Raw genomic sequence first — 19,681 nt, forward strand, 5'->3', positions numbered from 1 at the left:
AGACCGTCCGTGGAGTCCGTGACCCCCGCCGCCCTCCCTCTCGTCCTCGGTGCCGCCCCCGCGCGGGCGTCCGTCGACACCGGCGACACCGCGTGGCTGCTCGCCGCCACCGCCCTCGTCCTGCTGATGACCCCGGGACTGGCCCTCTTCTACGGCGGCATGGTCCGCACGAAGAGCGTCCTCAACATGCTGATGATGAGCTTCGTCTCGATCGCCCTGGTGACCGTGGTGTGGCTGGCCGGGGGCTACTCCCTCGCGTTCGGCGACGACGCGGGCGCCGGTCTGATCGGCGGTCTGGGACACGCCGGGATGGCGGGGCTCGGCCCGCACAGCGTGCACGGCACCGTGCCCACCCTGCTCTTCGCCACCTTCCAGCTCACCTTCGCCGTCATCACCGCCGCGCTGATCAGCGGCGCCGTGGCCGACCGGGCGAAGTTCGGCACCTGGCTGGTCTTCGTGCCGGTCTGGGCGCTGCTCGTCTACGTTCCCGTCACGCACTGGGTGTGGGGGCCCGGCGGGTGGATCGCGACGAAGCTGGGCGCGCTGGACTTCGCGGGCGGGCTGCCCGTCGAGATCACCTCCGGCGCCTCCGGGCTGGCGCTCTGCCTGGTCCTCGGGCCGCGGCTGGGCTTCAAGAAGGACGCGATGCGCCCGCACAACCTGCCGATGGTGGTCACGGGGGCGGGCCTGCTCTGGTTCGGCTGGTTCGGCTTCAACGCGGGCTCCGCGCTCGGCGCGAACGGCATGGCGGCCGCCGCCTTCCTCAACACCATGGCGGCCGGCTGCACCGGACTGCTCGGCTGGCTCTTCGTGGAGCAGCGGCGCGACGGCCATCCGACGACGCTGGGCGCGGCCTCCGGCGCGGTCGCCGGCCTGGTCGCGATCACCCCGTCCTGCGGCACCGTGTCCCTGCTCGGCGCGCTGGTGGTGGGCCTGGCGGCGGGCGTGCTGTGCAGCTACGCGGTGGGCTGGAAGTTCCGGCTGAACTACGACGACTCCCTCGACGTGGTCGGCGTTCACCTGGTCGGCGGCATCGTCGGCACCCTGCTCATCGGGGTCTTCGCGGTCCGCGAGATGACCGGGCGGACCGAGGGGCTGCTCTACGGCGGCGGGCTCGTCCCGCTCGGCCGGCAACTGCTCGCCGTGGCGGCCGTGGCGGCGTACGCGTTCGCGGTGACGTACGGCCTCGGGAAGCTGCTCGACCGGACGATGGGCTTCCGGGCGAGCGAGGAGGAGGAGCAGAACGGGCTGGACCTTACGGTGCACGCGGAGACGGCCTACGATCACGGGGTCCTCGGGCACGGCGCCGCGGTCGGCGCCTCGTCCCTCGTCTCCCCCGCCCAGAAGGTCAAGTACCAGGCATGAAGCTCATCACCGCGGTGGTCAAGCCGCACCGCCTCGACGAGGTCAAGACCGCGCTGCAGGAGCTCGGTGTGCACGGCCTGACCGTGACCGAGGCCAGCGGGTACGGCCGCCAGCACGGCCACACGGAGGTCTACCGCGGCGCCGAGTACCGGGTCGACCTGGTGCCGAAGGTCCGCATCGAGGTCGTCGTGGAGGACGCCGACGCGGAGGCCGCCATCGAAGCGGTGGTCCGGGCCGCGCAGACCGGGAAGATCGGCGACGGCAAGGTGTGGGCGGTGCCGGTGGAGACGGTCGTCCGCGTCCGCACCGGCGAACGCGGCCCCGACGCCCTCTGACCACCCGCCGCACGGGCCTCTCGCCCCGCCCGCCTACCCGTCCGTCCGGCGGACGGACGGGTAGGCGGGCGGGCGGAGTCCTGGGGCGTGTCCGCAACGTCGCGTCGTTCGCCCGCAGGGCGGGCGTCGCGACACGGACGGGACTGTGCGGACCCGCCCTAGGCCTGCGGGACCGCGGGGACGGTCTGCCGCACCGTGCCGTCGGGGCCGGCCAGCAGCACCGGGGTGCCCGCGCCGCCCAGGTCGCCCACCGCGGCCAGGTCCTCGGGGGCGACGGCACCGGCCTCGCTGACCACGGCCGCCGCCTCCAGCGAGGTCGCCCCGGACGCCACCGCCATCGCGACCGCCGTCCGCAGCGCGCTCAGCTCCAGCGACGCCAGCCGCACCGACCCGGCGACATAGGTGCGCCCGGTGTCGTCGCGCACGGCCGCGCCCTCCGGCACACCGTTGCGGGCCCGTGCCGAGCGGGCCAGAGTGACGATCTTGCGGTCCTCGGGGTCGAGCCCGTTGCTGTCGGTCATGCCCCGAGCATACGGAGCCGCCCCGGCGTCCGGGCCGCTCACCCCGCCTCCCGGGACGCCCGCCCCGCCGCCCGCCGGACCCCGGTCAGCCGGCGACCGGGTACAGCGCCCCGCGGCGGCCCTCCGGCGAGGCCAGCCACTCCAGCTTCGCCGCCGTGTTCGCCTCGTCCAGGGGCGTGTGCAGCACGATCGTCAGGTCCGGGCGGGCCGGCACCTTCAGCGCCGTCGACTCCACGCTGAGCAGCCCGACCAGCGGATGGTCGAGCTCCTTGCGCAGCTGCCCGGCGTCCTCGATGTCCCGCTGCTCCCACAGGGCGGTGAACTCGGCGCTGGCGGCGCTCACCTCGGCGAGCACGGCCTGCAGGCCCTCGTCGCCGGGGGCGGCGGCGCACGCGGCCCGGAACTGCGCCACCACGGCCCGCGCGTTGCTCTCCCAGCTCCGGCTGCGGGCGCGGTACAGAGGGTCGGTGAAGAAGTCGACCAGGCAGTTCTGCGAGCCGCCGGGCCCCATGCCGAGCACGGCCGCGGCCGCCTCGTTGTACATCACGCAGGTGTAGTACCGGTCCATGATGTGGGCCGGATACGGCATCCACGTGTCGATCAGACGCCGCAGACCGTCGCACATGTCCCGCCGCTCCGGGGCCACTTCGGGCGCGGGCGGGTTGAGCCCGGCCAGCACGTACAGGTGGCGCCGCTCGGCGTCCCCGAGCCGCAGCACCCGGGCCACGGAGTTCAGCACCTGCGGCGAGACGGAGATGTCCCGGCCCTGCTCCAGCCACTGGTACCAGGAGGCGCCCACCCCCGCGAGCACGGCCACCTCCTCCCGGCGCAGCCCCGGTGTGCGGCGCCGGGACCCGCCGGCCGGCAGTCCGGCCTCGGCCGGGGAGACCCGGGCCCTCCGGCTCATCAGGAACGCGCGCAGCTCGGCGCGCCGACGACTCCCCGTCACGTCCTCGGCCATCCTGGAACTCCCCCTCGTATTCCGGCTGGTGGTGCCGCCACCACCATAAGCACGCTCTCCCCGCGGGCGTTCCGCCCGGCCGACGCTGGGGTCATGGCGATCGACACCACCACCCCGGCCCCCTCCCGGCCAGAACCGTCCGACACCGCCCGGCTGTCGACGCGCGACACCCTGGTCCTCTTCGTGCTGTGCGCGGCCCAGTTCATGGTCGCGCTGGACTTCTCCGTCCTGAACGTCGCCCTGCCCGCCCTCGGCACCGACCTCGGCATGAGCCGGTCGGCGCTGCAGTGGGCGGTGACGGCCTTCGCGCTGCCCTCCGGCGGGTTCCTGCTGCTCCTCGGCCGCGTGGGCGACCTCTACGGCCGGCGCAGGCTGTTCCTGACCGGCCTGGCGCTCTTCGGCGCGGCCTCGCTGCTGGCCGCCCTCGCCCCGGACCCGGCGACCCTCCTCACCGGCCGTGCGCTCCAGGGGCTCGGCGCGGCGGCGATCGTCCCGACCGGCATGTCCCTGCTGACCACGACCTTCCCGGAGGGCCCGGCCCGCGACCGCGCCCTCGGCATCTCCGGCACGCTGCTCTCGCTCGGCTTCACCGTCGGCATGCTGGCGGGCGGCGTCCTCACGGACACCCTCGGCTGGCGCTCGACGATGGGGCTGCTGTCCCTGTGCACGCTGGTCGTGCTGCCGCTGGCCCCCGGTCTGCTGTCGGAGTCGCGGACCCCGCACCGGCCCCGCCTCGACGTACCCGGCGCCGTCACCGTCACCGGCGGTCTGCTCTGCCTGATCTACGCCCTGACCACGGCCGCCGACCGCGGCTTCGGCGGCGCCGACGTCGTCGCCCCGCTGACCGCCGGCGTCCTGCTGATCGCCCTGTTCACGGCGGTGGAGGCCCGTTCCGACGCTCCGCTGGTCTCGCTGCCGATGCTGCGGCGCCGCACGGTCGCGTGGGGGAACCTGGGCGGGCTGGTCACCTTCTCGATGATGTCGACGGTGGTCTTCGTCCTGACCCTGTACCTGCAGGAGGTGCTGCGGCTGTCGGCGTTCGGGGCGGGCCTGGTCTTCGGCGTCCAGGGCCTGATGTCGGCGCTGGCGGGCTCGCTGGCCCCCCGGGTCGTCGGGCGCTTCGGCGCCCGGCGCACCCTGGCCGGCTCGCTGGCGGGACAGGGCGTGCTGACCGCCGCGCTGCTCGGCCTGGACGCGGGCCCCTGGTCGGTGGTCCTGGCCACCGCGGCCGTGTCCCTGGCGAGCATGTGCCACCTGGGCGCGATCGTCTCCTACGGGCTGACGGTCACCTCCGGCGTCCCCGACGAGAAGCAGGGCCTGGCCACCGGGCTGGTCACCTCGACCCAGCAGGTCGGCCTCACCGTGGGCATCCCGCTCCTGGGCGTGCTCGCCACGACGTCCGCGGACCTGACGGCGGGCGTGCACACGGTGCTGGCGCTGGACGCGGTGATCGTCCTCGCCGCGGCCGCGGCGGTCGCCGCCGGACTGCGGGGCCGGCGGGCCGCCTCAGGGCCGGTCGAGACGGAGCCGCTCGGCCCGCGGTAGTCCCGCCACCACCAGGTCGTAGGAGTCCTCGATCAGCTCCCGGACCAGCCGGTCCGGGAGTCCGGCGTCGACGGTGACCGTGTTCCAGTGGCGCTTGTTCATGTGCCAGCCGGGCACGATCAGTCCCTCGTGCTCGGTGCGCAGCCGGACCGCGTCCTCCGGGTCGCACTTGAGGTTGGCCTTCAGCGGGCGGGCGTCGAGCGCCGACAGGGCGAACAGCCGGCCCGCGACCTTGAAGACGGAGGTCTCCGGGCCGAAGGGGAAGTCCTCCCCGGCCGCGTCGAAGGACAGGCAGAGGGAGCGGAGCTCCTGCGGGGTCACTCCGGCGCCCCCTCCTCGCCGTCCGGCGCGGCCGGCGGCTTCAGGGGTTCGACGAGCACCGTCACGATCTTGTTCCGGCGGCCGGCCGAAGCCTCCGCGGTCAGGCGCAGCTCCCGGCCGTCGGGGACCTCCACGACGGCCGACGCCCCGGCGATGGGCACCCGGCCCAGGGCCTTGGCGAGGAGGCCGCCGACGGTCTCCACGTCCTCGTCGTCGTACTCCTCCAGGCCGTACAGCTCGCCCAGGTCGGTGATGTCGAGGCGGGCGGTGACACGGAAGCGGTCGTCGCCGAGGTCCTCCACCGGCGGCAGTTCCCGGTCGTACTCGTCGGTGATCTCGCCGACGATCTCCTCGAGGATGTCCTCGATGGTGACGATGCCGGCCGTGCCGCCGTACTCGTCGATGACGACGGCGACGTGGTTGCGCTCCTTCTGCATCTCGCGCAGGAGGTCGCCGGCGTTCTTGGTGTCGGGCACGAAGACCGCGGGGCGCATGGCCGTGGAGACCAGCTCGCTCTCGGCGTCCCGGCTGATGTGCGTCTTGCGGACCAGGTCCTTCAGGTACACCATCCCGACGACGTCGTCCTCGCTCTCACCGGTGACCGGGATGCGCGAGAACCCGGACCGCAGGGCGAGGGTGAGGGCCTGACGGATGGTCTTGTAGCGCTCGATGACCACGAGGTCGGTGCGCGGCACCATCACCTCCCGCACCAGGGTGTCGCCGAGCTCGAACACCGAGTGCACCATCCGGCGCTCCTCGTCCTCGATCAGCGACTCCTGCTCGGCGAGGTCGACCATGGCCCGCAGCTCCGCCTCGGAGGCGAAGGGGCCGCGGCGGAAGCCCTTGCCCGGGGTGAGCGCGTTGCCGATGAGGATCAGCAGCGGCGGGATCGGGCCCATGATGCGGGCCAGCGGCAGCAGCACGTACGCCGCCGCGGTCGCGGTGTTCAGCGGGTGCTGGCGGCCGATGGTGCGCGGGGAGACCCCGACGGCGACGTAGGAGACCAGCACCATCACCGCGATGGCGACGACGAGGGCCTCGGCGGTGTCGGAGAACTCCTCCAGGCAGGCGTAGGTGACCAGCGCGGCCGCCGCCATCTCGCAGGTGACGCGGACCAGCAGGGCCACGTTGAGGTAGCGGGTCGGGTCGGCGGCGATCTGCGCGAGCTTGGCGCCGCCGCGGCGGCCGGACTTCACCGCCTCCTCGGCGCGGAAGCTGGAGACGCGCGCGAGGCCCGCCTCCGCACAGGCGGCGAGCCACGCGACGACGACGAGCGCGATCGCGCCGAGGACGATCTGCGGGCTCATGAGACGGTCGGGGCAGGGGACGGGCCGGTGATGCCCTTCTCCGCGCGCCAGCCGTCCACGATGGCGGCCTGCAGGCCGAACATCTCGGCCTTCTCGTCCGGTTCCTCGTGGTCGTAGCCGAGCAGGTGCAGCACACCGTGGACGGTGAGGAGCTGGAGCTCCTCGTCCATGGTGTGCTGCGTCGGGGCCTCGGCGCCCTGCTTCGTGGCGACCTCGGGGCAGAGCACGATGTCGCCGAGCAGGCCCTGCGGGGGCTCCTCCTCGTCCTTGGCCGGGGGACGCAGCTCGTCCATCGGGAAGGACATGACATCCGTCGGCCCGGGCAGGTCCATCCACTGGATGTGCAGCTGCTCCATGGCGTCGGCGTCCACCACGATCACCGAGAGCTCGGAGAGCGGGTGGATGCGCATCCGCGCGAGCGCGTAGCGGGCGATGTCGAGGATCGCCTGCTCGTCGACCTCGGTTCCGGACTCGTTGTTGACGTCGATCGACATGGTCGTGCTGGTCTACTTCCCCTTGTGCCCGTGGCCGGGCTTGCCGCGGCCCGCGCCCTGGCGGGCGCCGTTCTCGGTGCCGTGCGTGCTGTCGTACTTCTCGTACGCGTCGACGATACGGCCCACCAGCTTGTGCCGGACGACGTCCTGGGAGGACAGGCGGGAGAAGTGGACGTCCTCGAGGCCCTCCAGGATCTCCTGCACCTGGCGCAGCCCGGACTTGGTGCCGCTCGGCAGGTCCACCTGGGTGACGTCGCCCGTGATCACGATCTTCGAGTCGAAGCCGAGGCGGGTGAGGAACATCTTCATCTGCTCGGGGCTCGTGTTCTGCGCCTCGTCCAGGATGATGAAGGCGTCGTTGAGCGTGCGGCCCCGCATGTAGGCCAGCGGGGCGACCTCGATGGTGCCCGCGGCCATCAGCCTCGGGATGGAGTCGGGGTCGAGCATGTCGTGCAGCGCGTCGTACAGCGGGCGCAGGTAGGGGTCGATCTTCTCGTAGAGGGTGCCCGGGAGGAAGCCCAGGCGCTCGCCGGCCTCGACCGCCGGGCGGGTGAGGATGATGCGGTTGACCTGCTTGGACTGCAGCGCCTGCACCGCCTTGGCCATGGCGAGGTAGGTCTTGCCGGTGCCCGCCGGGCCGATGCCGAAGACGACGGTGTGCTTGTCGATCGCGTCGACGTAGCGCTTCTGGTTGAGCGTCTTGGGGCGGATGGTGCGCCCGCGCGAGGACAGGATGTTCTGTGTGAGGACCTCGGCCGGGGTCTCCTGGCCGTCGCCCTCCCCGTTCCCGCTCGCCTTGAGCATGGCGATCGAGCGTTCCACTGCGTCCTCCGTCATCGGCTGCCCGGTGCGGAGCACCAGCATCATCTCGTCGAACACGCGCTGGATGAGGGCGACGTCCGCGGCCTCGCCGACCGCGCTGATCTCGTTGCCCCGGACGTGGATGTCGGCGCCCGGGAACGCCCGCTCGATGATGCGCAGCAGGGAGTCGCCCGACCCCAGCACGGTCACCATGGGGTGCTGGGCGGGGACGGTGATCTGTGCTCTGGCCTTCCCCTGCTCGGGGGTGTGGGCTGTGGGTGTCTGAGTCATGGGCCGGCGCTGAAGGCCTGTGATTCCTCCTCGTCAGGGCCGCACGGCTGAGGGCGGCCTCGCGTCTCCCAGGGTACGACGGGGCACGGGCGGGGCCGTAGGGCTTTTCGGTGCGGGGGCCGGGCGGAGCGGCCCGGCCCCCGGGTGCCGGCGCTCCGGGTCAGCGCAGCGCGCGCAGTGCCTTGTCCGCGCCCGGGGCGCCGCGGCGCACGAAGACGGGCGTGGTGCCGAGCGGGGTGCCGTAGCCCGTGAGGGTCCGCGGGCCGTGCAGGGTGGTGCCGTGGACGACGTCGTACCAGGTCCCCTGCGGCAGGTGCACGGTCCGGGACCCCCCGGGGGTGAGCTGGGGGGCGGCCAGGACGGCCGGGCCGAGCAGCCACTCGTCGGTGACCGTGTAGCCGGCTGGGTCCTTCGGGAAGTCGAAGAACAGCGGCCGCATGATCGGGTCGCCGGTGCGCAGGGTCTGCCGCACCTGGTCGCGGATGTAGGGCGCCAGGCGTTCGTGGCGGGCGATCGCCGCGCGGTAGAGGTCGACGGTCTCCCGGTCGTAGGTCACCTTCTTGCCGGTGGTGACGTCGACGGTGTCGACGGGCGAGGTCGAGGCGTACATGAGCGGCTGCAGGGCGGCCGACTGGGCCCAGCGCACCAGGACCTGCTTGCTCGGCGCGGGCTGCCCGCTGGAGCCGCCGATCATGTCGGTGGTGACGAAGGGGTAGCCGATGGTCGAGATGGCCAGGTTCTGCGTGACGGAGGCCCGCAGCGAGTTCCAGCCGGTGCCCTTGTCGACCTGCCGGGTGACGAATCCGGCGCGGTGGGCGGTGGTGTCCCAGTGCACCCGGATGCCGACGCCCTGGAGGTCGAAGCCGTCGGCGAGTTCGGCGCCGAGCCGCTGGTAGTCGGTGGGCTTGTACCCGGGGTGGGGGGCGCAGCGGTCGTCGAAGAAGCGGGTGTCGAACTTCAGCCCGTCGATGCCGTAGGTGCTCATCAGGTGGTGGAGCCGGCCGACGTACCAGGCGCGGGCGTCGGGGTTGGCGAGGTCGATGATCCCCGCGGTGCCGTTCCACCAGGTGACGGTGCACGGCCTGGCGGTGCCGGCGGCGTCCTTGAGCAGGTATCCGTGGTCGGCGGCGTACCGGTACTGGTCGGAGTCGAGGTTGATCCAGAGCGTCACCCAGAGGCCGAAGTCGAAGCCGAGGGAGTGGATGGTGCGGGACATGGCGGCGGGGTCGGGGTAGGCCTTCGCGTCGAAGGTCATGTTCCCGTAGTCGGACTCCCACTTGTCGTCGAGCTGGAGGGTGTGGCCGCGGACGCCGTGGTCGTGCAGGGCGCGGGCGTAGGAGAGGAGCTTGGCCTGGTCGACGTGGGTGTAGAACTGCGCCCACGAGTTCCACACCGGATCGGCGTACTGCGCGTCGGTGGCGTCGCTCTTGGCGGGCTTGCCCACGATGCCGACGTAGTCGCGGTAGACCTCCAGGGGCGTGGACTCCACGAAGACCGTGGCCCGGTAGGGCTCGGCGGACTCGACGTCGAAGCGGCCGAGGCCGTCGTCCTGCTGGTTGATGGCCACGTCCATGACGTGCCCGGTGTCGACGCGCAGTCCGGTGGCGTCCGAGGTGTACCAGAACGGGTCGATCATGTAGTACGAGGCCGGGCTGAAGCCCGGGTGGACGACCTGTCCGGAGTCGAGCGGCCAGGGCTGGTCGGTGGCGGGGCCGCCGGTGGGCGTCTGGGCCTCCCCGTGGCCGTACCAGTGCCCGGCGGACGCCAGTGCGTAGGCGAGGCCGAGGCGGTCGGCGGCGGCGCCCTTCACCTGCCATTCGAGCCGGTAGCGGTCGGCGGCGGGGGTCACCCGGGCCTCGACGGTGGCGCCGGGGGCGGTGGTGGCGGCGGTCAGGGCGAGGACGCCGTTCCCGAAGGTCCAGCGGGTCAGGCGGGTGGCGTGCTGCCAGGTGCCGCCGGTGCGGAAGCGGAGGGCTCCGGTGGCGCCGCCGGCGCCGGCCAGCACGGTGTGCCCGGCGCGGCGGACGTCCAGGGACAGCTGAGCGGCCGTCACATGGACCGAGTAGCCGGGGGCGTTGCCGCTGGGCGGGACGGTCAGGACGGGACCGGAGGCGGTGGCGGCGACCGTGGGGCCGGGCCTCTGTGGGGCGGCCTGGGCGGTGGTGGGGGCGGCGGGTCCGACGGGGAGGGCGAGGGTCAGGAGCAGGGCGGCGAGGAGCACATGGGGGCTGCGAATTGGTCTGCGCACGACGCATGTCCTTCGACGGAGGGAGTCTCGGCGGGAGTCATGGGTCAGGAGGAGCAGGGCCCGTGCAAAATCGTGCTTGATTCTGCCGATAATTGAGCGGTTAACGTCATCTGTCAACGGCGGGCTCCGATGGGGAGCGTGTCACGGGCGGGTGACGGGCAGGGCGCAGCGACATGGAGGTACGCCGAACTCCCGCCCGGACGGTGAGTGCCCGTCAGCCCGGTATGAGCAGTCCGGAGCGGGATCCGGGCACGGCCGCGCGGACCGGCCGCCGGACCGGGGGCGAGGACGGGAGCCGGGGCGGGGGCGTCAAGCCGACCTGCGGAAGCCGATCGTGGGCACGGCCCTCCGCCGCGGCCAGGGTTCGACGTCGGCCTCCGGCACCAGGCCCTCCAGGAAGGCGTACCGGCGCAGGGCGGCCGGGTCCTGGCCGTCCACCGACTGGACCCGGCGCCACCAGGCGGCGACCTCGGACCAGCCGGGCGCGGACAGCGAGCCGCCGAACTCCTGCACCGACAGCGCGGCCGTGAGGCCCGCGAAGGCGAGCCGGTCGGCGAGCGGCCAGCCGGCCAGGGTGCCGGTGACGAAGCCGGCCACGAAGACGTCGCCCGCGCCCGTGGGGTCCAGCGCCTCGACCTCGATCGCGGGGACCTCGGCGGTCTCCCCGGTGCGCCGGTCCACCGCGTAGGCGCCCTCGGCGCCCAGGGTGACGACCGCCAGCGGGACGTGCGCGGTGAGGGCGCGGGCGGCGGCGCGGGGGCAGTCGGTGCCCGTGTAGCGCATCGCCTCCTCGGCGTTGGGCAGGAACGCCTCGCAGTGCTCCAGGTCGGCGAGGCCGGCGAGGTCCCAGGCGCCGGTGTCGTCCCAGCCGACGTCGGCGAAGACGCGGGTGCCGCGGGCGGCGGCTGCCGCGACCCAGGGGGCCCGCTCGCCGGGGGTCAGCGAGGCGACGGCGGCGCGCGCCCGGGGCGGGCCGCCGGAGGCGTCCTGGTGGAGCCGGACGGCGTCGGGCGGTGGTTCGTGGCCGTGGGAGACCATCGTGCGCTCGCCCTCGTACGCCATCGAGACGGTGACCGGGGAGTGCCAGCCGGGCACGGTGGCCGACGGGGAGAGGTCGATGCCCTCGCCCTGTTCGAGCGCGTCCCAGCAGTACTCGCCGTAGTGGTCGTCGCCGAAGGCGGCCGCGAGGGAGGTGCGCAGGCCGAGACGGGCCAGCGCGGTCGCCATGTTGGCCACGCCGCCGGGGCTCGACCCCATGCCGCGGGCCCAGGACTCGGTGCCGCGCACCGGGGCGGAGTCGAGGCCGGTGAAGATGATGTCGAGGAAGACGGGGCCGGTCAGGTAGACGTCCCAGGGCGGGTCGTCCGGGGCGCGCAGGGCGGCCAGGGGATCGACCCGGCCGTGGGCGTGGGGTGTTCCGAGGATGTACTCCGGGTACTCCGGTCCCTCTCCGGCGGAGGCGTTGGACGCGGTCACGGTGCGCTCCCTGACGTGGTGCGGATCAGGCCAGTGTGCACCACCGGTCCGGGCGGGCGGCCCGGTGCGCGTCCCGCGACGGCCGCCCGCCCGGTCCGGCACCGGAGGGCGGGGCCGGTCCGGGGCGACGGGCCGCTGGCGCCGGCGGCCCGGCTGCGGCACGGGCGCACCCCTGCCGCGGCCTCTCGCCCGCCGGGGCGCGCAACTCCTCCAGCGGACGGTCCGGTTGGCCGGCGCCGGGTCCGGTCCGTCCCGGGACGACGGGGTTCGTGCGGGCGCGGTGGCGCGGAGGCCCGGGCACGGACGGAGGCGGAGGCGCGGGGCCACCGGCGTGCGCCGCATCCGCACCGAAACCCGCTCGTCTACCCCGGCACTCCGCCCACAAACTGAATGTGGTTCAGATCACAGCCCCCGGTGTCTCCGAGCCCACTCCGTGCTTGATACAAATTTCGCGCGCGTTCCTGTCCGTCGACGGTCGGCGCCCCTCCCCCCTTCCAACCGCTCCTTTCGCATGCCCTGGGAACGCCCGTGTCCGCCCCCCGCACCCTCCCCTGGCCGCTCGTTGCCCTTTTCACGGCCGGGTACCTCGCCTCCTACCTGCTGCCCACCACGGTCGGCCGCCTGGACACCGGACTGCCGCTGTCCGCGACCCAGGCCGGAGCCGTCGGCAGCGCCCTGCTGCTGAGCTCGGCGTCGGCCGGGTTCCTCCTCGCCTCCCGCGTCGAGCGGATCGGCGCCCGCACCCTCGCCCGGACCGGCCTCGCCCTCGCCGTCGCCGGCTACGGCGTGGCCGCCCTGAGCGACTCCGTGCCGGTGGTCGTCGCCGGCCTGGTCGTCGGCGGGTTCGGATCCGGCACGGCCACCACGGTCGCCGCGACCGGCATCGCCGCCCAGCGGGATCCGCACCGGATCTCGACCTTCGGCCTGCTCTGCGTCTCCGCGCTCGCCGGCCTCCTCTACCTGACGGTGCCTCATCTCGGGCCCGGACACGGGCAGCCCCCGGCCGCGATCGCGCTCACCGCGCTCGCCGTGTGGCCGCTCACCGGCCGGCTCCCCGAACGCACCGCCGCCCGGACGGCCGTGCAGGACACCGCGCGGCTGCCGCACCGCCGCTCCGGCCTGGTGCTCGCCGCCGCCATGCTCTGCTGGTCCCTCGCCCAGAACTCCCTGTGGGGCGTCAGCGGCCGGATCGGCCTGGTCCAGGCGCACCTCGGCGAGGTCACCGTCGGCGCGGTCTTCGCGGTCGCGCTGGGCGCCGGGCTGCTGGGCGTGCTCGGCGCCGGGGCGCTGGGGCCGCGGATCGGCCGGGCGCTGCCGATCGGCGCCGGCACGGCGCTCATCGCCGGCTGCATCGTGCTCAGCTCCTCCGCCACCGACCTGCGGACCTTCGCGGGCGGCGAGATCTCCTGGAACGCGCTCTACCCGGTGGTCCTGTCGTACCTGATCGGTCTGGCCGCCTCGCTCGACCCGAAGGGCCGCTGGGCGGTGCTGGTCGGCTCGGCCTCGTCGCTGGGCACGGCCGTGGGCCCGCTGGCCGGCAGCGTGCTCTCCGCGCAGTCGGGCTTCCCGGCGATGGGCGCGGTGCTGGCCGTCGGCCTCCTGGTGGTCGCGCTGCCGATGACCGCCGTCGCGCTGCACACCGGCGGGCGGCCGCTGCTGCCCGGCACGGTCCGCCGCCGCGGCGGGGCCCCGGCCGCCCTGCTCGCCGTCTCCGCAGGAGCCCCCACGGGCGCGGTCCCGCAGCTCGGCGCCCCCGAACAGCCGGTGGTGGAGATCCCGGTGGGCACCGCCGCGCTGCCCACCCGTCCGGCCTACGACACGGCGGGCCCCCTGCACGGACCGGGCGCCGCGGTCTAGGCCGGTACAGCGCCGGTCCCGGGAACTGCCCGGGACCGGCGCCGGCCGGTTCAGTCCTTCGGGAACTCGTAGGCCTCCACCTCGGCGAGGTAGCGCCGGCGGCGCTCCTCGTCGTGCTCCAGGAAGGAGGCGACGAAGGAGTTGCGGGCCAGCTCGCGCAGGCGCTCCCCGGTCAGGCCGAGGGTGCCGCGCACCGCGTCGAAGTTGTCGCCCGCGTAACCGCCGAAGTAGGCGGGGTCGTCGGAGTTGACGGTGCACAGCAGGCCCGCGTCGAGCATCGCGGGCAGCGGGTGGTCGGCGAGGGTGTCGACCGTGCGCAGCCGTACGTTGGACAGCGGGCACAGGGTCAGCGGGATCCGTTCCCGGACCAGCCGCTCGACCAGCGCCGGGTCCTCCATGCAGCGCAGGCCGTGGTCGATGCGCTCCACGCCGAGCACGTCCAGCGCCTCGGTGATGTACTCCGGCGGGCCCTCCTCGCCGGCGTGCGCCACGCGCCGCAGGCCGAGCGCGGCGGCCGCCTCGTACACCTCCCGGAACTTCGCCGGCGGATGCCCCACCTCGGCCGAGTCCAGGCCGACGCCCGAGATCCGGTCGAGGTACGGCTCGGCGGCCCGCAGGGTGGCGAGGGCCGACTCGGCGGACTCGTCGCGCAGGAAGCACAGGATGAGCTGGGTGGAGACGCCGTGGTTCTCCTCGCTGCGGCCGAGCGCCCGCCACAGCCCCTCGACGACCGTGCCCATCGCGACCCCGCGGGCCAGGTGCGCCTGCGGGTCGAAGAAGATCTCCGCGTGCCGCACGCCCTGCGCCGCGGCCCGGGCCAGGTAGGCGTTGGCGAGGTCCTCGAAGTCGCGCTCGGTGCGCAGCACGGCCATCAGCTCGTAGTACAGGTTCAGGAAGGACTGGAGGTCCTCGAACCGGTACGCGGTGCGCAGGTCCTCGGTGTCGGCGTACGGCAGCGCCACGCCGTTGCGGGCGGCCAGCTCGAAGGCCAGGTCGGGTTCGAGGGTGCCCTCGACGTGGAGGTGCAGTTCAGCTTTGGGGAGGGGCATCGCAGCATCGTACGGGCGCGCGGCGAGCGATACGGAATGCCACGTTCAGCGTCGTCGCGGAACCGGCACGCGCATGAGGTCGCGGGCCACGGTCAGCTCCCCCTCGTACCCGGCGGCCCGGGCCTGCCGCTCGAACTCCCCGGGGTCGGTGTAGCGCTGACTGAAGTGGGTGAGCAGCAGGTGCCGCACCCCCGACTCCCTTGCCACCCGGGCGGCCTGTCCCGCCGTCAGATGGCCGTGCTCCTCGGCGAGCGGGGCGTCCTCGTCGAGGAAGGTCGACTCGACGACGAGCAGGTCGCAGCCCTCCGCAAGGGCGTACACGCCCTCGCACAGCCGGGTGTCCATGACGAACGCGCACCGCTGTCCGCGGCGCACCTCGCTCACCTCCGCCAGGGTCACCCCGCCCAGCGCGCCCTCGCGCCGGATGCGGCCGACGTCCGGACCGGAGATGCCGTGCGCGGCGAGCTCCGCGGGGAGCATGCGGATCCCGTCGGGCTCGACGAGGCGGTAGCCGAAGGACTCCACCGGATGGGACAGCCGGCGCGTCTGGAGCGTGTACGCCGGCGTGGTGGCGAGGTCGCCGTCGGCGTCGGCCGGCACCTCCTCCAGCGCGACCGTCTCCCGGTACGCGGTGGCGTACCGCAGCCGGTCGAAGAACGCCCGGCCGGAGCGCGGGTAGTGCGCGGTGACCGGGTGCGGCACCCGGTCGAGGTTGATGCGCTGGATCACCCCGGGCAGGCCCAGGCAGTGGTCGCCGTGGAAGTGGGTGATGCAGATCCGGTTGACGTCGTGCGCGGCGACGCCGGCCCGCAGCATCTGGCGCTGGGTGCCCTCGCCCGGGTCGAACAGGATGCCCTCGCCGTCCCAGCGCAGCAGGTAGCCGTTGTGGTTGCGGTGCCGTGTCGGCACCTGGCTGGCGGTGCCGAGGACGACGAGTTCACGGACGGACATGGGGCCCGGGCCTCTCCTCTTCCCGCGGCCCTAGCCGGGGGGCCACTGGAGGCCGCGGCCGCCGACGACGTGGGCGTGCGCGTGCCAGACGGTCTGGCCGGCGCCGGCGCCGGTGTTGAAGACGACGCGGTAGCTCTCCAGCTTGTCCTCGTCGGCGACGGCCTGGGTCTCGCGCAGGACGTCCGCGGCGAGGGCCGGGTCGGCGGCGGCCAGGGCGGCGGCGTCGCGGTGGTGCGCCTTCGGGATCACCAGGACGTGCGTGGGCGCCTGGGGGTTGATGTCACGGAAGGCGACGGTGGTCTCCGTCTCGCGGACGATGGTCGCCGGGACCTGCCCCGCCACGATCTTGCAGAACAGGCAGTCGTCCTGCGGCTCCCCTGCCATCGGGTGCCTCCTCACGCCGGTCGATCAGTACGGGGGCATGCTACCGAGCCGTGCGCGGGCCCGGTTCCGGGATGTCCGGCGGCGTCTTCGCCGGGTGTTCCTCCAGGGCGGCCAGCGCCAGCCGGATCGCCTCGTCCAGCGGGACGTCCCGCCCGGCCGCGTGGTCCTGCGGACGCTGCACCGCCTCCACGTCCGGGTCGACGCCGTGGTTCTCCACGCCCCAGCCGTACCCCTCCAGCCAGAAGGCGTACTTGGGCTGGGTGACCAGGGTGCCGTCGACGAGGTGGTGGCGGCTGTCGATGCCGACGACCCCGCCCCAGGTGCGGGTGCCGACGACCGGGCCGATGCCGAGCGCCCGGATCGCCGCGTTGACGATGTCGCCGTCGGAGCCGGAGAACTCGTTGGCGACGGCGACGACGGGACCGCGGGGAGCGTCGCTCGGATAGCTCTCCGCGCGCATGCCGCGCGGCAGGTCCCAGCCGACGATCCGGCGGGCCAGCTTCTCCACGACCAGCTGGGAGGTGTGGCCGCCGCGGTTCTCGCGGACGTCGACGACGAGCCCCTCGCGGGCCACCTCGACGCGCAGGTCGCGGTGGATCTGCGCCCAGCCGGGCGCCTGCATGTCGGGGACGTGGAGATAGCCGAGGCGGCCCCCGGACCGCTCGTGGACGTAGGCCCGGCGGTCGGCGACCCAGGCGTGGTAGCGCAGCGGCTCCTCGTCCTCGACCGGGACGACCACGACGTGCCGCGGCTCTCCCCCGCCGGCCGGCGAGACGGTCAGCTCGACGGGCCGGCCCGCCGTGCCGACCAGCAGCGGGCCGGGGCCCGTCACCGGGTCGACCGGGTGCCCGCCGACCGCGGCGACCGCGTCCCCGGCGCGCACCGCGACGCCGGGTGCGGCGAGCGGGCTGCGGGCGTGCGGGTCGGAGGTCTCCGACGGCAGCACGCGGTCGATGCGCCAGGTGCCGTCCTCGTGGCGGGAGAGGTCCGCGCCCAGCAGTCCCTGGCGGGCGCGGCGGCCGCCGCCGCGCGGGGTGACGTAGGCGTGGGAGGTGCCGAGTTCGCCGTGGACCTCCCACAGCAGGTCGACCAGGTCGTCGTGGGTGGCGATGCGGTCCAGGAGGGGCCGGTAGCGGTCCAGGACGCCGTCCCAGTCCACGCCCCCCAGGTCGGGGCGCCAGAAGTTCTGTCGCATCAGCCGCCCGGTCTCCTCGTACATCTGCCGCCACTCGGCGGCCGGTTCGACCGTCTGCCGGACGCGGCCGAGGTCGACGGTGATGTTCGAGTCGCTGTCGTCGTCGCCGGAGGCGCGCCGGTCGCTGGGCACCACCTTGAGCTTGCCGTCGGTCCACAGCAGGACCCGCCGGCCGTCGCCGCTGACCTCGACGTGGTCGGCGTCGGCGGCCAGGTGCTCCAGGCGCTGCTGGACGAGGTCGAAGCGCTCCAGCTCGGTTCGCGGGTCGGGGTCGTCGGGCGTGGCGCGGGTGGCGCCGAGGACGCCCCGCACCGGGTGGCGCAGCCACAGCACGCCGTCCTTGGCGGCTCTCAGGGTGGTGTAGCGGGCGGCCTCGACCGGGAACGGCACGATGCGGTCGGCGAGCCCCTCCAGGTCGACGCGGGTGACCGGGATGCCCTCGCTGTCCGGGGTCCCGCCCCGGTCCGGGGAGTCGAAGGAGCGGCCGTGCCGCTGCGGGCCGAACGGCGACGGGGTGGCCGCCGCCAGCGTGATCAGGTGCGGGCGGGTGCCCTCCACGAACGCGAGATCGAAGACGTGCTCGTCGTAGACCGGGTCGAAGGACCGGTTCGACAGGAAGGCGAGGTGCCTGCCGTCCAGGGTGAACGCCGGCGCGAAGTCCCGGAAGCGCAGCGGAGTGGCCTCGGTGACCGTCAGGTCGGTGGTGTGGGCGAGCCGGAGCTGGCTGAGCGGGCGCGGTCCGGGGTGCGACCAGGCGAGCCAGCCGGAGTCGGGCGAGAAGGCGAGGTCGCCGACGTCGCCGTCCTCGCTGCGGTCGACCTCGCGGACCTCCCCGGTCGCACGCTCGACGAGCAGCAGCCGCCCGTCGTGCGCGGCGACGGCGGCGCGGCTGCCGTCGGGGGCCATGGCCAGCTCCAGGACGCGGCCGAGCCGCCCGGCGGCGAGCCGGCGCGGGGTGGCGCCGAGGGGCACGCCGGTGGCGGGTGCGAACTCCAGGGCGTCCTCGCCCTCGGCGTCCGTCACCCACACCACCCACTCCTCGCCGTCGGCGCGGAAGGTGCGCGGCATCCGGGCCCGCACGCCGGGCACGGCGGCCAGGGCGCGCGCCGGTCCGGCGCGGTGGGTGACCCAGTGGACGGCGCCGCGCACCGCGACCGCGCTGCCGCGCGCGGTGTGGTCGGGTGTCGCGTGGTCGAACCAGTGGGCGGCGTTCAGCGGGTGGGGCCGCAGGTCGGTGCGGGCGCCGCCGAGCCGGACGTCCAGCCGGCGGGGCTCGGCGCCGTCGAGGTCGTCCAGCAGCCACAGCTCCCCGGCGCTGGCGTAGACGACGCGGGTGCCGTCGCCGGACGCGTGCCGGGCGTAGAAGCCGGCCCCCGGGGTGTCGCCGAGGGGGGTGTGCCGGCGCAGGTCGGAGCCGTCGGGGAGGGAGGAGTAGAGGGCGCCGGTGCCCTCGTGGTCGGAGAGGAAGGCGATGCGGCCGCCGGCCCACACCGGGTCCTCGATGTTGCCGTCGAGGTCCTCGTGCAGCCGGACGAACTCCCCGGCGTCCGCGCCCTCGCCGCGGTCGATCCACAACTTGCCCGCGGTGCCGCCCCGGTAGCGCTTCCACCAGGCCGCCTCGCGGCCCATCGGCGCGGACAGCAGCACGGTGTGCGGGCCGTGGGCGACATGGCCGACGGGCCCGTAGGGCAGCACGGCGGCCGGACCGCCGTCCAGCGGGACGGCGCGGGCCCAGGTGCGGCGCAGGCTCGCCTGGCCGTGGGTGGTGATCGCGAGGACCTCGCCGTCCGGGGTCCAGCCGCGGACCTGGGTCTGCCGGCTGCCCCAGTGGGTGAGGCGCCGGGCGGGTCCGCCCTCGACGGGGGCGACGTGCACCTCGGGGGCGCCGTCCCGGGTGGAGGCCCAGGCGAGCGCGGTGCCGTCCGGCGAGATGCGGGGCCGGGTCACCGGGACGTTGTCGGCGCTGACCCGCCAGGCGCGTCCGCCGTCGAGGGGGGCGAGCCACACGTCGTCCTCGGCGGTGAAGGCGACCAACTCGCCGTGCAGGTGCGGGAACCGGAGGTACGAGGAGGATGCGGACTGGGTCACACGATCACCCTACGCAGCGTCGGCCTGCACGGACAGGGGTTTCGATCACCTCGCCGGCGCCGGGCCGCGCGCCGCGGCGGCAACAGGGTGTCAGCCGCGGAGGAGGAGCCATTCCTGGAGTTCGACGAGGTTGCCCTCCGGGTCCTTCAGGTGGGCCACCCGCATGCGCTCGGTCAGGGCGGCGGGGCCGTGCAGGACGTCCGCGCCGCGCGCGGATATCTCCGCGCAGTAGGTGTCGAGGTCGTCCACCCGGAGCACCACCAGCGAGCGGTGCCCGGTCGCGGTGTCGCCCAGTTCGCCCAGGAGCCGCGCCATCATCGCGCGGTCCTGCAGCGCGATCCCGGCGGAGCCGGTGGCGGGGCTGAACTTCTCGTACGGTCCCCGCTCCGCCCCGGACTGCGGCTTCAGGCCGAGCACCTCGGCGTAGAAGCGGTAGCAGGCGGCGAAGTCGGTGACGAGCAGCCGGACCTGGGCGAGTTCCACGGCCGTCCC

17 protein-coding genes are annotated in these 19,681 nt (G+C 74.3%); 4 read left to right on the forward strand and 13 right to left on the reverse strand.

From position 1 onward, the window contains the following. Positions 1 to 9: 9 nt before the first annotated feature. A complete protein-coding gene (locus P3H78_RS02065) occupies positions 10 to 1,365 on the forward strand; it encodes an ammonium transporter (RefSeq protein ID WP_438827892.1) in 1,356 nt (451 codons plus the stop codon). Next, a complete protein-coding gene (locus tag P3H78_RS02070) occupies positions 1,362 to 1,700 on the forward strand; it encodes a P-II family nitrogen regulator (protein ID WP_276106966.1) in 339 nt (112 codons plus the stop codon). The genes P3H78_RS02065 and P3H78_RS02070 overlap by 4 nt, the downstream gene beginning before the upstream one ends. Positions 1,701 to 1,858: 158 nt before the next feature. On the opposite strand, the gene P3H78_RS02075 is transcribed toward P3H78_RS02070, so the two are convergent. Together P3H78_RS02075 and P3H78_RS02080 are read right to left on the reverse strand one after the other, a co-directional pair. Then, a complete protein-coding gene (locus P3H78_RS02075) occupies positions 1,859 to 2,221 on the reverse strand; it encodes a cytidine deaminase-like protein (protein ID WP_276106967.1) in 363 nt (120 codons plus the stop codon). A gap of 85 nt (positions 2,222 to 2,306) precedes the next feature. Further along, positions 2,307 to 3,182 (reverse strand): helix-turn-helix transcriptional regulator, encoded by an 876-nt coding sequence (locus P3H78_RS02080; RefSeq protein WP_276106968.1) that lies wholly within the window; start codon positions 3,180 to 3,182, stop codon positions 2,307 to 2,309. Positions 3,183 to 3,275: 93 nt separating this feature from the next. Here P3H78_RS02080 and P3H78_RS02085 point away from each other — a divergent pair, with 93 nt between their 5' ends. Next, on the forward strand, positions 3,276 to 4,727 hold the full coding sequence (locus P3H78_RS02085; protein WP_276106969.1) for an MFS transporter: 1,452 nt from the start codon (positions 3,276 to 3,278) through the stop codon (positions 4,725 to 4,727). On the opposite strand, the gene P3H78_RS02090 is transcribed toward P3H78_RS02085, so the two are convergent. From P3H78_RS02090 to P3H78_RS02115, 6 genes are all read right to left on the reverse strand, one after another. Then, entirely contained in the window at positions 4,689 to 5,048 is a 360-nt protein-coding gene (locus tag P3H78_RS02090; protein WP_276106970.1) for an MmcQ/YjbR family DNA-binding protein, read from the reverse strand. The genes P3H78_RS02085 and P3H78_RS02090 overlap by 39 nt on opposite strands. After that, the gene (locus P3H78_RS02095; protein WP_276106972.1) at positions 5,045 to 6,355 is read right to left on the reverse strand and encodes a hemolysin family protein; all 1,311 of its coding nucleotides are present in this window, start codon (positions 6,353 to 6,355) and stop codon (positions 5,045 to 5,047) included. The genes P3H78_RS02090 and P3H78_RS02095 overlap by 4 nt, the downstream gene beginning before the upstream one ends. Beyond that, the gene (gene ybeY / locus P3H78_RS02100) at positions 6,352 to 6,849 is read right to left on the reverse strand and encodes an rRNA maturation RNase YbeY (RefSeq protein ID WP_276106973.1); all 498 of its coding nucleotides are present in this window, start codon (positions 6,847 to 6,849) and stop codon (positions 6,352 to 6,354) included. Before ybeY ends, P3H78_RS02095 begins: the two co-directional genes overlap by 4 nt. Before the next feature lie 12 nt (positions 6,850 to 6,861). Then, complete coding sequence (locus P3H78_RS02105) at positions 6,862 to 7,941, reverse strand: PhoH family protein (protein ID WP_276106974.1); 1,080 nt, start codon at positions 7,939 to 7,941, stop codon at positions 6,862 to 6,864. 160 nt (positions 7,942 to 8,101) lie between these two features. Further along, on the reverse strand, positions 8,102 to 10,189 hold the full coding sequence (locus tag P3H78_RS02110) for a glycoside hydrolase family 31 protein (protein ID WP_438827893.1): 2,088 nt from the start codon (positions 10,187 to 10,189) through the stop codon (positions 8,102 to 8,104). Positions 10,190 to 10,498: 309 nt separating this feature from the next. Next, positions 10,499 to 11,665 (reverse strand): carbohydrate kinase family protein, encoded by a 1,167-nt coding sequence (locus P3H78_RS02115; RefSeq protein ID WP_438827894.1) that lies wholly within the window; start codon positions 11,663 to 11,665, stop codon positions 10,499 to 10,501. A 528-nt stretch (positions 11,666 to 12,193) separates the two neighbouring features. On the opposite strand from P3H78_RS02115, the gene P3H78_RS02120 reads away from it, so the two are divergent. Then, a complete protein-coding gene (locus tag P3H78_RS02120; protein ID WP_276106975.1) occupies positions 12,194 to 13,522 on the forward strand; it encodes an MFS transporter in 1,329 nt (442 codons plus the stop codon). 50 nt (positions 13,523 to 13,572) lie between these two features. On the opposite strand, the gene P3H78_RS02125 is transcribed toward P3H78_RS02120, so the two are convergent. From P3H78_RS02125 to P3H78_RS02145, 5 genes are all read right to left on the reverse strand, one after another. Beyond that, positions 13,573 to 14,571, reverse strand: coding sequence for an adenosine deaminase (locus P3H78_RS02125; RefSeq protein ID WP_276106976.1), 999 nt, complete (start codon positions 14,569 to 14,571; stop codon positions 13,573 to 13,575). A 45-nt stretch (positions 14,572 to 14,616) separates the two neighbouring features. Then, on the reverse strand, positions 14,617 to 15,522 hold the full coding sequence (locus tag P3H78_RS02130) for a ribonuclease Z (protein ID WP_276106977.1): 906 nt from the start codon (positions 15,520 to 15,522) through the stop codon (positions 14,617 to 14,619). Between the two features lie 30 nt (positions 15,523 to 15,552). Continuing rightward, positions 15,553 to 15,906 carry an HIT domain-containing protein gene (locus P3H78_RS02135; protein ID WP_276106978.1) on the reverse strand — a complete coding sequence of 118 codons (354 nt, stop codon included), beginning with the start codon at positions 15,904 to 15,906 and terminating at the stop codon, positions 15,553 to 15,555. A gap of 40 nt (positions 15,907 to 15,946) precedes the next feature. After that, positions 15,947 to 19,189 (reverse strand): S41 family peptidase, encoded by a 3,243-nt coding sequence (locus P3H78_RS02140; protein ID WP_276106979.1) that lies wholly within the window; start codon positions 19,187 to 19,189, stop codon positions 15,947 to 15,949. A 90-nt stretch (positions 19,190 to 19,279) separates the two neighbouring features. Then, on the reverse strand, positions 19,280 to 19,672 hold the full coding sequence (locus P3H78_RS02145; RefSeq protein WP_276106980.1) for a VOC family protein: 393 nt from the start codon (positions 19,670 to 19,672) through the stop codon (positions 19,280 to 19,282). Between the last annotated feature and the right edge of the window lie 9 nt (positions 19,673 to 19,681).

Origin of the sequence: Streptomyces tropicalis (assembly GCF_029269835.1) — a bacterium.
Taxonomy (GTDB): Bacteria; Actinomycetota; Actinomycetes; order Streptomycetales; family Streptomycetaceae; genus Streptomyces; species Streptomyces tropicalis.